The sequence below is a fragment of the Streptomyces sp. NPDC040718 genome (genome assembly GCF_055593565.1).
This window is the reverse complement of the sequence record NZ_JBVIXO010000002.1, coordinates 485,654-499,237: the sequence shown is the minus strand read 5'-3', so window position 1 is coordinate 499,237 and position 13,584 is coordinate 485,654. Positions and strand designations below refer to the sequence as shown.

Sequence of the window (13,584 nt, the reverse complement as noted above, 5' to 3'; positions counted from 1 at the left end):
TTCCTCGTTCCGGGATCAGTGAGGGGGGTACCTCGCGATCGCCGACCGACCACGCGAGCAAGCGAGCTGATGCCTGATGACATCCGTGCACCCGTCCCCGTCCGAATTCCCCGGTGATTCCCCGGCCGAGGGCGCCGTCAACAACTTCCAGGTCGACCTGCGCGGCCTGGTCGACCTGCTGTCCCACCACCTCTATTCCAGCCCCCGCGTCTACGTGCGCGAACTCCTCCAGAACGCCGTGGACGCCGTGACCGCCCGTCATGCGCACGAGCCCGGCGCGGAGGTCCGCATCCGCCTGTCCGCGACCGCCGGCCGCATCACCATCGAGGACTCCGGCATCGGCCTGACCGCCGCCGAGGCCCACTCCCTCCTCGCGACCATCGGCCGCAGCTCCAAGCGCCGCGGCGAGGGCGCCTCCGCCGCCGAGCTGCAGGGTCTGGAGACCACCCGTCAGCAGTTCCTCGGCCAGTTCGGCATCGGCCTGCTCGCCTGCTTCGTCGTCGCCCGGCAGATCCGGGTCGTCACCCGGTCCGCTCGCGACCCCCAGGCGGCGCCCGTCGAGTGGCTGGCCACCGACGACGGCTCGTACACCGTGCGCGAACTGCCCCACGACGCCCGCCCCGAGCCCGGCACCACGGTCCACCTGGAAGCCCGCCCCGGCGCCGAGGAGTGGACCGAGCCCGCCCGGGTCGAACGCCTCGCCCGCGACTACGGCTCACTGCTCCCCTACCCCATCACCTTCGACGACGGCCTCGGCGGCGCCCCCCGCCCCGTCACCGACCGGCCCGCCGTGTGGGACCGCGCCTTCCCCACCCCGGCCGCCCGGCGCGTCGCGCTCGCCGGGCACTGCGCGCAGCTCTTCGGCTTCACCCCGCTGGACAGCATCGAGCTCGACCTGCCGGTGGCCGGGGTGCGCGGAGTCGCGTACGTGCTGCCCGAGCCGACCAGCCCCGCCCACCGGGCGGGCCACCGCGTCCACCTCAAGGGCATGCTGCTGACCGACCAGGCCGACAACCTGCTGCCCGACTGGGCCTTCTTCGTCCGCGCCGTCCTCGACACCGACACCCTGCGGCCCACGGCCTCCCGCGAGAACCTCTACGACGACGAGACGCTCGCCGCCGTACGCGAAGCCCTCGGCGCCCGCATCCGGTCCTGGCTGGCCGAGCTCGCCGCGAGCGAACCGGACCGCCTGGCCGCCTTCCTGAGCGTCCACCACCTCGGAGTGAAGTCCCTCGCCCGGCACGACGCCGAGCTGCTCGGCCTGATGCTGCCGTGGCTGCCGTTCGAGACCAGCGACGGCTCGATGAACCTGGAGGAGTTCACGGCGGCCCACTCCGAGATCCACTTCACGCGCACCGTCGAGGAATTCCGGCAGATCGCCCCGATCGCGGCGGCCCACGGCCTCGGCGTCGTCAACGCCGGCTACACCTACGACGCCGACCTGCTGGCCCTGCTGCCCTCCGTCCGCCCCGACCTGAAGGTCACCGAGCTGGACGCGGGAGCGGTCACCGACCGCCTCGACCCGGTCCCCACCACCGTCGAACTCTCCCTGGCCGCGTTCCTCTCCACCGCCCGCACCCGGCTGGAGCCCCAGAGCTGCGACGTCGTGCTGCGCGCCTTCCAGCCCGTGGCCGTCCCCGCGCTCTACCTCGACGACCGCCAGGCCCGCCAGGAGCGGGACCGGACCGCCGCGCTCGAATCCGCCGACTCCCTGTGGAGCGGCATCCTCGGCTCACTGCGCGGCTCCGGCCCGCGCGCCCGCCTCGTCCTCAACCACAACAACCCGCTGATCCGGCGGATCGCGGGCCTTCCCGACCCGACGCTCGCCGGCACCGCCGTCGAATCGCTCTACGGGCAGGCGCTGCTGATGTCCCAGCGGCCGCTCCGCCCCGCCGATTCGGCCCTGCTCAACCGGGCCTTCCTCGGGCTCCTGGAATGGGCGACCCATCCCGTCGACACCCCGACCGCCACGTCCGAGGAGGACGAGAAGTGAGCACCCTGACGGCCGACGAGATCCGGCGCGCCCTGCACGAGAACCGCGGCCTGCCCCACGGCGCCGCGCGCAACGCCCAGGCCGAGGCGCTGTCCGCCGCCGCCGAGGTCTGCGGTGACACCGGTGTGTTCCGGATGGCGCTGATCAACCAGATCGACGCGTACGAGTACAGCGCCGAACGGAGCCGCATGGTGGTCCCCTTCGCCCGCCTGCTCCAGGAGTACGACCGCGACCCGTCGGCCTTCGACTCCGGCGACGCCCACTCCCTCCTCTGGCGCTTCAAGTGGGTCTCCGGCCAGATCATCAGCTCCCCCGACGTGCCGATCTCCTCCGTCACCGGCTACCTCGACGACATGGAGAAGCGCTACCGGATCGCCGGGTACAGCGAGCGGGCGGTACGCCAGTCCGAGTACTTCCTCGCCGACGCCATCGGCGACGACGAGCGCGCCGAGCGGGCGATGGCGCAGTGGCGCGCGGCCGACCGCGACGCGATGAGCGACTGCCACGCCTGCGAGACCAACTCCCAGGGCGTGTTCTGGGCGGCCAAGGACGAGCACGCCAAGGCCATCGAGGTCTGGGAGCCCGTGCTGACGGGCGAGCAGACCTGCATGGAGGAACCGCACCGGGTGCTCGCCCGGTCGCTGCTCCCCCTGCTGCGCCTCGGCCGCACCGACGAGGCCCGCTCGCACCACCTGCGCGGCTACCGGATGGCCCGGGGCAAGGAGAGCCTGCTGCGCGCGATCGGCCAGCACATCGAGTTCTGCGCGCTCACCGGCAACGAGGCTCGCGGCGTGGAGATCCTCGCCGAACACGCGGCGCACCTGCGGCCGCTCGTGGACGTCAAGACGCAGCTGGACTTCTACGCCGGAGTGATCGTCCTGCTCCGGCGGCTCGTCGAAATCGGCCACGGCGCCGACCCGACCGTGCCGTACGAGGGCTCCGCGCACACCGTCGAAGAGCTGCACGGCATCCTGCGCGCGGAGGCCCTGGGCATCGCCGGGCGGTTCGACGTGCGCAACGGCACCACCCGGGTCTCCGAGCGGCTCACGGAACGGATCTCCCGGGCCCCGCTGGCCGGCGCGCTGCCCCTGGGCGTGCGCAGCGCCGCGCTGCCGCGCCCGGCCGGGGCGGCGGCCCCGGCACCGGCCCCCGCGTCCGTGCCCGTCAGCGCCGTCGAGTTCAGCGTGCTCGTGGAGCAGGCCCGTGGCGCCCGCGACACGGGGCACCCGGACACGGACCGGCTCTGGGCGGAGGTCGCCGTACGGGTCTCCGCGCTGCCGGAGCCGGACGTGCACCCGCTGCTGCGCGCCGAGGTCGCCGACCACCGGGCCCTGACGGCCGCGCGGGCCGGAGCGCCGGACGCGGCGGAGCTGCTGGCGGCCGTACGCGACGACTACCGGACGCTGGGGCAGGCCGAGCGCGCCGCCCTGGCCGAGCTGCGGCTGGCGAGCGCGGCCGCCCAGGCCGGGGCCGCGCCGGGAGAGGTCCGCGCGCTGTTGGCGGCGGGGCTGCGCGCCGCCGAGGCACTCGACGCGGCGGAGCCGCTGCGGGCCCGCAGGATCGCGGTCGCTGAGCTGTCGGCGCTGCGGCTGGAGCCGTACCTGCGCTCGGCGGAGGCCGCGCAGGAGCAGGTCCACGAGCACGGGGACGACCACGGCCACGGGGGCCACGGTCATGACGACGGCCACGGCCACAGCCACGACCACGGCCACGGGCCGCTGACGGCCGAACTCGTCTCCTTCGTCTCCTCCTACCGGCAGGCCCTCCCGGACCTGGCCTCCGAGGCCGAGGAGATGCTCGGCCGACTGGCCCTCTCCCAGGGCGACACCGAAAGGGCCCTGGAGCTGCTGGCCTCCTCCGCGGACCGCGCCGTCGAGGCGGGCCGGCCCTGGCAGGCGGCGGACCCCCTCGTACTGCGGGCCGGGGTGCTGCTCTCGCTGGGACGGCCCGAGGAGGCCGAGGCAGCCGCGCGGTCCGGCCTGGAGCACTCCGCCGAGGTGACCGACCCCGAGGAGCAGGGCCTCGTACGCCTCACCCTCGCGGACGTCCTGCTGCGCGGGCGGGGCACGGCTGCGGAGGCCGCCGAGCACGCCCTCGCGGCGGCGCACTGGTTCGACCAGGCGGGGCTGGCCGCCGACGGCGGGGCACAGGCCCGGCGGATCCTGGCCCAGGCCTACGCGCGGGACGGCCGGACCGCCGATGCGGCGGAGGTGCTGCAGTCGGCGCTGCCGGACCTCCTGGAGCACGGCGAGGGACAGGCCGTCTCGGCGCGGGACTTCCTGGGGAACCTGCTGCGTGAGCTGCGCGAGTCCCGGGCCGCCGCGGAGCAGTTCCTGCTCGCCGCCGAACTGGTCAAGGACTGGGAGGACCCCCGGCCGCAGGCGGGCTTCGCCCAGGCGGCCGCCGACAGCCTCTCCGACGCCGGTCTGGCCGATGAGGCCGTCGCCGCGTACCGGCGGGCTCTGGAGCTGCGCCGGCTGACCGGTGATGCGGTGGTGTCCGAGGTCCGGATCCTGCGCTCGCTGGCCTGGCTGGGGATGCGCGAGGAGGTCACCGAGGAGACCGTGGCAGCCGCCCGGGCCCTGATGGACGAGGCTGCCGGAGCCCTGGAGGCGGCCCTGGCGGCCGACGGAGCCGAGGTCACGGAGCTGCTCTCCGAACTGGCGCAGACCTGGCACCAGCTGGCGCAGGTGCTGGACCGGCTGGTGAGCTCCCGGGACCCCGGCCAGGACGGGGAAGGGGAGCCCCCGGCCGGGGGCCTCCTGGGCCCGGACGCCGCCCGGGCCCTGCGGCTGGAGGAGATCGATTTGTGGGAGCGCGCGGCCGAGCTGTACGCGAGGCTCGGGCTGGAGTCGCTCCAGGACCGCTTCCAGTGCCTGAACAACGCCGCGTGGACCGATCACGAACTGGGCCGCCCGGAGGTGGGCGCCGCCAGGATGTCTGCGCTGCTGGAGGAGATCGAGTCCCTGCCCGAGGGCATGGCTCCGGAGTGGGCGGCCCCCCAGGCGCGGCGGATCATCGCGAACCTGACGGCCTGAGCGGCCCGGCATGCCCGACCGGGGCCCGTCATGCGACGGGCCCCGGTCGGGGCGGGTTCAGCCGTCCAGCTGGGCGAGCGCCTCGGTGGCGATCCTCTCGAAGACCGCATCGTCGGCGGCGAAGTCGGAATCCGGGATCGGCGCGTGGATGACCAGCTCGGTGAAGCCCAGTTCGCGGTGGCGGCCGGCGAAGTCGACGAAGGCGTCAACGGACTCCAGCATGGAGGCGCGCTCCGGGGTGAAGCCGGTCAGCAGCACCTTCTCGATCGAGTCGGAGTCGCGGCCGATCTCCGCCAGCGCCTTTTCGAGGCGCCCGTGCTGGACGCGCAGGGCCTCCAGCGACTGCTCGGGCGTGCCCTCGGAGTGCTTCGGGTCGCCCGCGGTCACCCAGGCCTGGCCGTGGCTCGCCGCGAGCTTCACACCGCGCGGGCCGGTCGCCGCGACGGCGAACGGCAGGCGCGGGCGCTGGACGCACCCGGGGATGTTGCGCGCCTCGTCGGCGGAGTAGAACGTGCCGTGGTGGGTGACCGCCTGCTCCGTGAGCAGCCGGTCGAGCAGCGGCACGAACTCCGCGAAGCGGTCCGCCCGCTCGCGCGGGCTCCACTCCTCCTGTCCCAGTGCGGTCGCGTCGAAGCCGTTGCCGCCGGCGCCGATGCCGAGGGTGATGCGTCCGCGCGAGATGTCGTCCAGCGACATCAGCTCCTTGGCGAGGGTCACCGGGTGGCGGAAGTTCGGCGAGGTGACCAGGGTGCCCAGGCGGATCCGCTCGGTGACGGAGGCCGCGGCGGTCAGCGTGGGCACCGCGCCGTACCAGGCGCGGTCGCGGAAGCCCCGCCAGCTCAGGTGGTCGTAGGTGTAGGCGGTGTGGAACCCGAGGCGCTCGGCCCGCTCCCACTCGTCACGGCCTCCCTCGTGCCACGGGCGTACCGGCAGGATCACAGTGCTCAGGCGCAGAGTCATGACGTCGAGCGTACGGCGGTCCGTGTCCCGTACACCAACCACGCCTCGTCCGTCAGGGCCCGGCTCGTCCGATTCGGCGCGTGTTTCACGTGAAACATGCGCCGTGCCGGACGGTTCCACAGGGCGCCCGGCCACGAGGGCGGGAAAAATGTCTGGACGATCATGGTCCGGCGGCAGGGGCCCATGGGCGAAGATGGAGCGGTGACCTCGGCTTCCCAGGGCCCGGACGGGCCGCCCCCCGCACCCCGGCTCATCGCCACCGACCTCGACGGCACCCTGCTGCGCGACGACAAGTCCGTCTCGCTGCGCACGGTCGCCGCGCTCGCCGCTGCCGAGGAGGCCGGGATCGAGGTCTTCTTCGTCACCGGCCGCCCGGCCCGCTGGATGGACGTGGTCAGCGATCACGTCCACGGCCACGGCCTGGCGATCTGCGCGAACGGCGCCGCCGTCGTCGACCTCCACGCCGGGCGGGAGTTCGTACAGGTCAGGGCACTGCCCCGGGCCACGGCCCTGACCGTCGTGAACACCCTGCGCAAGGCCGCGCCCGGTACCTCCTTCGCGGTCGAGATGACCACCGGCATCAACTACGAGCCGGCTTACCCGCCGTTCTTCCAGGACCCGGGTGCGACGGTCGCCACCGCCGAGAAGCTGCTCCACGAGGAACACGACGACCATGCGGCGCCGGTGCTGAAACTGCTCGCGCACCACGCCGAACTGGCTCCGGACGAGTTCCTCGCCGTGGCCCGGTCCGCCGCCGGCGCCTACGCCTCCATCACCCGCTCCAGCCCGACCGCCCTGCTGGAGGTCAGCGGGCTCGGCGTGTCCAAGGCCAGCACCCTGGAGCTGTGCTGTGCCGAACGCGGGATCTCCCCCGCCGAGGTCGTCGCCTTCGGGGACATGCCGAACGACGTGGAGATGCTCCGCTGGGCCGGCACCTCGTACGCGATGGGCAACGCCCACCCCGACGTGATCGCCGCCGCGTCCGGCCGCACGGTCGCCAACAACGAGGACGGGGTCGCCGTGGTCATCGAGCGGATCCTGGCCGAACACGCCGCGCGCGGCTAGCCCGTCCCGCCGGACGGGCCGTGACGGATCACAGCGGGGCCTCCCAGACCAGGGTGGTCCCGCCGCCGTCTTCCCCGATACCGGAGCCGTACCAGCTGGAGCCGCCGAGGGACTCCGCCCTGCGGCGCAGGTTGCGCAGACCGCTGCGCCGGCCGCCCTCCGGCATGCCCACCCCGTCGTCGGCGACCTCCAGCCGTACCCCGGGCCGGTTGTCGGGCAGGGTGACGGTGGCGTCGACCAGCACCTCGATCCGGGACGCGTCCGCGTGCCGGAAGGCGTTCGACAGGGCCTCGCGCAGGGCGGCGATCAGGTTCTTGCCGACCAGCTCGCCGACGACCGTGTCGATCGGGCCGGCGAAGCGGTGGGCGGGCTTGAACCCCAGCGGCACGGCCGCCATGTTGATCTCCCGCAGCACGCGCGTGCGCAGCCCCGACGGAGCCTCCGCCGGGCCCTGCTGGAGCGCGAAGATCGCGGTGCGGATCTCCTGGATGGTCACGTCGAGCTCGTCCACGGCCTTGCCCACACCGTCGCGGACCTCGGGGACGATGGACCTGCGCTGCGCGCCCTCCAGCATCATCCCGGTGGCGAACAGCCGCTGGATGACCAGGTCGTGCAGGTCCCGGGCGATCCGGTCTCGGTCCTCGAACACCGCCAGCCGCTCCCGGTCGCGCTGGGCCTCGGCCATCATCAGCGCGAGGGCCGCCTGGGAGGCGAACTGCGTGGCCAGGGTCCGCTCCGCCTCCGTGAAGGGCCGCTTGCCCCGGGCCCGCGGGGTGACCAGCGCGCCCAGCACCCGCCCGCCGCTGTGCAGCGGCAGCATCATGCAGGGTCCGTACTGGCTGGTCAGCCTGCTGATCATGCGGGGGTCGACGGCGGCGTCGTCCACGAAGACCGGCTCGCCCCGCAGCAGCTTGTCCACCACCGGGCTCTCGGCGGGCACGACCACGCCGAGCGAGGTCGCCGGGTTGTCCGCGGAGACCGCGACGATCTCCATGCCGCCCTCCTCCGCCGGCAGCATCACGATCCCGGCGGCGGAGTCGGCCAGGCGGCGGGCCTGTTCGGCCACCACCGACAGGGCGTCGTCGGCGTCCCCGCCGGACAGCAGGGCGGTGGTGACGGCCACCGAGCCGTCGATCCAGCGCTCGCGCTGGGTGGCGGCCTCGTACAGCCGGGCGTTGCCGATGGCGATGCCCGCCTCGGTGGCCAGCACCCGGACCATGTGGACGTCGTAGTCGTTGAACTCGCCGCCGCCGTTCTTCTCGGCGAGGTAGAGGTTGCCGAAGATCTCGCCCTGCACCCGGATGGGAACGCCCAGGAAGGTCTTCATGGGCGGGTGGTGCGCGGGGAAGCCCGCCGACCGCGGGTCCTTCGTCAGATCGGCGAGGCGGACGGTGTCCGGATGCGAGATGAGCGCGCCCAGCAGGCCGCGCTTCCCGTCCGGGCGGTGCCCGATCCTCCTCGCCAGCTCCCCGCTGACGCCGAAGGTGACGAAGTCCGACAGCCCCGGGCCCTCCGTGTCGACGACCCCGATCGCCGCGTAGCGGGCGTCCGCGAGCTCGGCGGCCGTCTCGCAGATGCGGTCGAGCGTGGAGTGCAGTTCGAGTCCGGTACCGACCGAGCGCATGGCCTCCAGCAGCTGCGGGACACGCGCGGTCAGCTCCGTGGACAGCCCGTGCAGGCTCCGGGTGGCCTGGGTGGCGGCCTCCAGTGGATCCGGTGCGCCCCCACGGGATTCCGGTGACTCCGGCGATTCCTGTGACTCCTGCACTGACATGCCCTTGAGCGTAGTTAGTCCTGATTAGGAGGGAAAGTCAGCCGCTGGTGCCGGCGAGGGCCCGATCGGCCTCCCGTTCCCGCTCCAGCAGGCTCCGCAGCGGCCCCTCGACCGCCGCCAGGTCGGCATAGGCACCACGCTGCACGACCGCGCCCCCGTCCAGTACGAGCACCTCGTCCACCGCCGCCAGCCCGGCGAGCCGGTGCGTGATCAGCACGGTGGTCCGGCCTTCGGTGGCCGCCAGCAGATCCGCCGTCAGGGCGTCCGCGGTCGCCAGGTCCAGGTGCTCGGCCGGCTCGTCCAGGACGAGGACGGGGAAGTCCGCCAGCAGCGCCCGCGCCAGGGCCAGCCGCTGGCGCTGCCCGCCGGAGATCCGCTCCCCGTGCTCCCCGACCAGCGTGTCCAGCCCGTCCGAAAGCCCGTCGGCCCACTCCAGCAGCCTGGCCGCGGCGAGCGCCTCGCGCAGCTGTTCCTCGCTCGCCCCGGTCCGGGCCAGCCGCAGGTTCTCCCGCACCGAGCTGTCGAAGAGGTGCGCGTCCTGGGCGCACAGGCCCACGATCCGGCGTACGTCGTCGCCGTCGAGGGTGCGGACGTCCGTCCCGCCCACGGTGTACGCGCCCTCGCGCGGGTCCAGGAAGCGCAGCAGGACCTGCGCCAGAGTGGTCTTGCCCGAACCCGACGGCCCGACGACCGCGATGCGCCGGCCTGCCTCCAGGGTCAGGTCCAGCCCGTGCAGCGCGTCCCGCTCCTGTCCGCCGTGCCGGGCGGCGAGCCCCGTCAGCCTCAGCGGGAACGGCGAGGCCGGCAGCGCCCGGGGCTCGGCCGGCTCGGCTACGGGCACCGGAGCGTCGATGACCTCGTACACCCGCTCGGCGCTGCGGCGCACCCGCTGGCGGTACTGGACGGCCAGCGGGAGCCCGCTGACGGCCTCGAAGGCGGCGAGCGGGGTCAGCACCACCACCGCCATGGCCACCCCGGACAGCCGCCCGGCCGCGACGGCCCCCGCACCCGCGAACGCTGCGCACACCACCGTGAGTCCGCACACCAGGGCGGACAGCCCGCTGCCGAGCCCGGTGGCAGCGGCCCCGCGCGAGGCGATCCGGGTCAGCACGCCGTCGCCCTCCCGCGCCCGCTCCTTCCGGCCGGCCAGCGCACCGGCCACCGTCAGTTCGGCGGTACCCGTCAGCAGATCGGCCACCCGGCTGGCGAGTTCGCCCCGGGCGGGCGCCAGCCGCCGCTCGGCACGCCGCGCACAAGCCCCGCTGATCAGCGGCACCCCCACCCCGGCCGCGAGGAGCCCCACCGCCAGCGCGGCCCCGGCTTCGGGCAGCAGCCAGGCGGTGAACGCCACCGACCCGGTGCCGACGAGCACCGCGGTGCCCACCGGAAGGAGCCAGCGCAGCCAGTAGTCCTGGAGCGCGTCGGCATCGGCCACCAGCCGGGAGAGGAGGTCCCCGCGCCGCTGCCCGCGCAGTCCGGCGGGGGCGATCCGCTCCAGCCGGCGGTACACCGCGACCCGCAGGTCGGCGAGCATCCGCAGGACGGCGTCGTGCGACACGAGCCGCTCGGCGTAGCGGAAGACGGCCCGCCCGATCCCGAAGGCCCGTGTCGCCGTGACGGCCACCATCAGGTACAGCACCGGCGGCTGCTCGGAGGCCCTGGAGATCAGCCAGCCGGAGACGGCCATCAGCCCGACGCTGCTCCCGACGGCCAGCGCCCCGAGCAGCAGCCCGAGCCGGAACCGGCCCTGCCAGGCCGCGGCCACGGCCCGCACCCGCCGCAGCGGATCGCCGGCCGGGCCCGCACCGACGCCGTTCCCGCCGCCCGAGCCGCGGCCGTTCCGCTCCGGTCCGCCGCCGAGGATCCACTCCCCGGGGCCGGATGCCGCCGACGGCCCGCCCGAGGCCTTCACCCCGGGAGCTCCGGGAACCCCGGGAACCCTAGGAACCCCGGGAGCTCCGGCAACTCCAGGAGCCCCGGGAACTGCGGCAATCCCCGCAACCCCGGAATCCGCACCCGCGACGGTTCCGGAAGCCGCGACCGGCCGGGCCGGGGCGCCCTCGGCCACCGCCACCACCCGGTCGGCCACCGCCAGCAGCGCCGGCCGGTGCACCACGAGCAGCACGGTCCGCCCGACCGCGAGGCGGCGTACGGCGTCCACGACGGCCGCTTCGGTCTCCCCGTCCAGGGCCGCCGTCGGCTCGTCCAGCAGCAGCACCGGCCGGTCCGCCAGGAACGCCCTGGCCAGGGCGAGGCGCTGGCGCTGCCCCGCAGACAGCCCCGCCCCGCCCTCGCCGAGCAGGGCCCGCGCCCCGAGCGGCAGGGCCGAGACGAACTCCCACGCCCCGGCGTCGCGCAGTGCCGCCTCCACGGCTTCGTCATCGGCTCCGGGTCGGGCCAGACGGACGTTCTCGGCGATGGTCCCGGCGAACAGGTGGGGCCGCTGCGGAACCCACGCGATGCGCTTCCGCCACTGTGCGAGGGAGAGTTCCGCCAGGTCCGTGTCACCGACCCGGACCCGCCCCGCCGTCGGAGCGACGAAGCCCAGCAGCACGTTCAGCAGCGTGGACTTGCCCGAACCGCTCGGTCCGGTGAGGGCCACGCACTCACCCGGTCCGACGACGAGCGAGACGGGTCCGGGAGAGCTCGCGCCGCGCCCCTCGTACCGCACCTCGACCCCGTCGAGCTCGATCCGCAGTTCCGTGGCCGGTACGTCGGCGCCGCCGCCCGGGGCGGCGGCCGGGGTCTCCAGGACCTCGAAGATCTCTTCCGCGGCCGCCAGTCCCTCGGCGGCCGCGTGGTACTGCGCCCCGACCTGGCGCAGCGGCAGATAGGCCTCCGGGGCGAGGATCAGTATGACCAGCCCGGTGTACAGGTCCAGTTCCCCGTGTACGAGCCGCATGCCGATGGTGACCGCGACGAGCGCCACCGACAGCGTGGCCAGCAGTTCCAGCGCGAAGGAGGAGAGGAAGGCGATGCGCAGGGTGCGCATCGTGGCCTGGCGGTAGTCGTCGGTGATCTTCCTGATGGACTCGGCCTGCGCCTTGGCCCGCCCGAACACCTTGAGCGTGGGGAGGCCCACGACCACGTCGAGGAAGTGCCCCGACAGCCGGGAGAGCAGCCGCCACTGGCGGTCCATCCGGCTCTGGGTCGCCATGCCGATGAGGATCATGAACAGCGGGATCAGCGGCAGGGTGACCACGATGATGGCCGCCGACACCCAGTCCTCGGTGACGATCCGGGCGAGGACCGCCACCGGGACCACCACGGCGAGCCCCAGCTGGGGCAGATAGCGGGAGAAGTAGTCGTCGAGCGCGTCCACGCCCCGGGTGGCCAGGGAGACGAGGGATCCGGTGCGCTGCCCGCTGAGCCAGCCGGGCCCGAGGTCGGCGGCCCGGTCCAGCAGCCGGCCCCGGAGCTCGGACTTGACCGCGGCGCTCGCCCGGTGCGCGGCCAGCTCCGTGAGCCAGGCGACGAGGCCGCGCCCCAGTGCCACCGCCGCGAGGAGCAGCAGTGGCGTGCGGAGGGCGGCTCCGTCGAGGCCCCGTTCGAAGGCTCCGACCACGATCTCGGCGATGAGCATCGCCTGACCGACGACCAGCCCTGCTCCGGCGAGCCCGAGGGCCACCACCGCCCCCAGGAAGAGGCGGGTGGAACGGGCGTACCGAAGCAGGCGCGGGTCGATCGGTTTCACGTGAAACATCCCCTCGGCAGGGTCTGGCAGGAGTGACGCGTGCGGCTCAGTGCGCGTCGACGATGTGCTGCGTACCGATCCGCTTGCGGAAGACCCAGTACGTCCAGCCCTGGTAGAGCAGGACCAGTGGAGTGGCCACGGCGGCACACCAGGTCATGATCTTCAGGGTGTACGGGGTCGACGAGGCGTTGGTGACCGTGAGGCTCCAGGCCGCGTCCAGCGAGGACGGCATGACGTTCGGGAAGAGCGTCAGGAAGAGCATCGCGACGGCTGCCGCGATGGTGATCCCGGACAGGGCGAACGCCCAGCCCTCCCGGCCCGCCAGGTTGAACCCGAGCGCGGCGACCAGCGCCAGTACGGCGACGGCCATCGCCACCAGGCTCCACACGTCACCGCGCGAGGCCTGGGTCCAGATCAGGAAGGCCAGGGCCAGGACGGCCGTCACCACACCCAGCCGGGTGGCCAGCGCACGCGCACGGTCCCGGATGTCCCCGACGGTCTTCAGCGCGGCGAAGACGGCGCCGTGGAAGGTGAACAGGGTGAGGGTGACCAGGCCGCCGAGGAGCGAGTAGACGTTGAGCAGGTCGAGGACGTTCCCGACGTACTCCATGTCCTGGTCGATCTTCACACCGCGCGCGATGTTGGCGAAGGCCACGCCCCACAGGAAGGCCGGGATCAGCGAGGTCCAGAAGATCGCGTGTTCCCAGTTGGCCTGCCACCGCTCCTCGGACCGCTTGTGGCGGTACTCGAAGGCGACGCCGCGGATGATGAGGCAGCCCAGAATGATCAGCAGCGGCAGGTAGAAGCCGGAGAAGAGGGTCGCGTACCACTCCGGGAAGGCGGCGAAGGTGGCACCGCCCGCCGTGAGCAGCCAGACCTCGTTGCCGTCCCAGACGGGCCCGATCGTGTTGATCAGGACCCGCTTCTCCGTGCGGTCCCTGGCGAGGAGCTTGGTGAGGACACCGATGCCGAAGTCGAAGCCCTCCAGGAAGAAGTAGCCGGTCCACAGGACGGCGATCAGTACGAACCAGACGTCGTGAAGTTCCATGGTGTGGTCTCC

7 protein-coding genes are annotated in these 13,584 nt (G+C 73.7%); 3 read left to right on the top strand and 4 right to left on the bottom strand.

The annotated features are described in order from the left end of the window. Positions 1–76 precede the first annotated feature (76 nt). Together ACZ597_RS07710 and ACZ597_RS07705 are read left to right on the top strand one after the other, a co-directional pair. The gene (locus ACZ597_RS07710) at positions 77–1,993 is read left to right on the top strand and encodes an HSP90 family protein (protein ID WP_471326307.1); all 1,917 of its coding nucleotides are present in this window, start codon (positions 77–79) and stop codon (positions 1,991–1,993) included. Further along, positions 1,990–5,031 carry a tetratricopeptide repeat protein gene (locus ACZ597_RS07705; RefSeq protein ID WP_471326304.1) on the top strand — a complete coding sequence of 1,014 codons (3,042 nt, stop codon included), beginning with the start codon at positions 1,990–1,992 and terminating at the stop codon, positions 5,029–5,031. The genes ACZ597_RS07710 and ACZ597_RS07705 overlap by 4 nt, the downstream gene beginning before the upstream one ends. 57 nt (positions 5,032–5,088) lie before the next feature. Here the strand turns inward: ACZ597_RS07705 and ACZ597_RS07700 are convergent, their stop codons facing one another. Next, positions 5,089–5,991 carry an LLM class flavin-dependent oxidoreductase gene (locus ACZ597_RS07700; protein ID WP_471326300.1) on the bottom strand — a complete coding sequence of 301 codons (903 nt, stop codon included), beginning with the start codon at positions 5,989–5,991 and terminating at the stop codon, positions 5,089–5,091. 183 nt (positions 5,992–6,174) lie between these two features. On the opposite strand from ACZ597_RS07700, the gene ACZ597_RS07695 reads away from it, so the two are divergent. Next, complete coding sequence (locus ACZ597_RS07695; protein WP_471326298.1) at positions 6,175–7,056, top strand: Cof-type HAD-IIB family hydrolase; 882 nt, start codon at positions 6,175–6,177, stop codon at positions 7,054–7,056. Positions 7,057–7,084: 28 nt separating this feature from the next. Here the strand turns inward: ACZ597_RS07695 and ACZ597_RS07690 are convergent, their stop codons facing one another. The 3 genes from ACZ597_RS07690 to cydB are packed head-to-tail and all read right to left on the bottom strand — an operon-like array spanning position 7,085 to position 13,572. After that, a complete protein-coding gene (locus ACZ597_RS07690) occupies positions 7,085–8,830 on the bottom strand; it encodes a sensor histidine kinase (RefSeq protein WP_471326295.1) in 1,746 nt (581 codons plus the stop codon). Positions 8,831–8,867: 37 nt separating this feature from the next. Then, positions 8,868–12,524, bottom strand: a complete 3,657-nt coding sequence (gene cydD, locus ACZ597_RS07685; RefSeq protein WP_471326291.1) for a thiol reductant ABC exporter subunit CydD — start codon at positions 12,522–12,524, stop codon at positions 8,868–8,870. Between the two features lie 46 nt (positions 12,525–12,570). Then, positions 12,571–13,572 (bottom strand): cytochrome d ubiquinol oxidase subunit II, encoded by a 1,002-nt coding sequence (gene cydB, locus ACZ597_RS07680; protein WP_471326289.1) that lies wholly within the window; start codon positions 13,570–13,572, stop codon positions 12,571–12,573. Positions 13,573–13,584: the final 12 nt, after the last annotated feature.

Bases quoted from the DNA above. Each gene is read 5' to 3' on its own strand.
- ACZ597_RS07710 (WP_471326307.1), top strand. From the start codon at position 77: ATGACATCCGTGCACCCGTCCCCGTCCGAATTCCCCGGTGATTCCCCG.
- ACZ597_RS07690 (WP_471326295.1), bottom strand. From the start codon at position 8,830: ATGTCAGTGCAGGAGTCACAGGAATCGCCGGAGTCACCGGAATCCCGT.
- ACZ597_RS07700 (WP_471326300.1), bottom strand. From the start codon at position 5,991: ATGACTCTGCGCCTGAGCACTGTGATCCTGCCGGTACGCCCGTGGCAC.
- cydB (WP_471326289.1), bottom strand. From the start codon at position 13,572: ATGGAACTTCACGACGTCTGGTTCGTACTGATCGCCGTCCTGTGGACC.
- ACZ597_RS07695 (WP_471326298.1), top strand. From the start codon at position 6,175: ATGGGCGAAGATGGAGCGGTGACCTCGGCTTCCCAGGGCCCGGACGGG.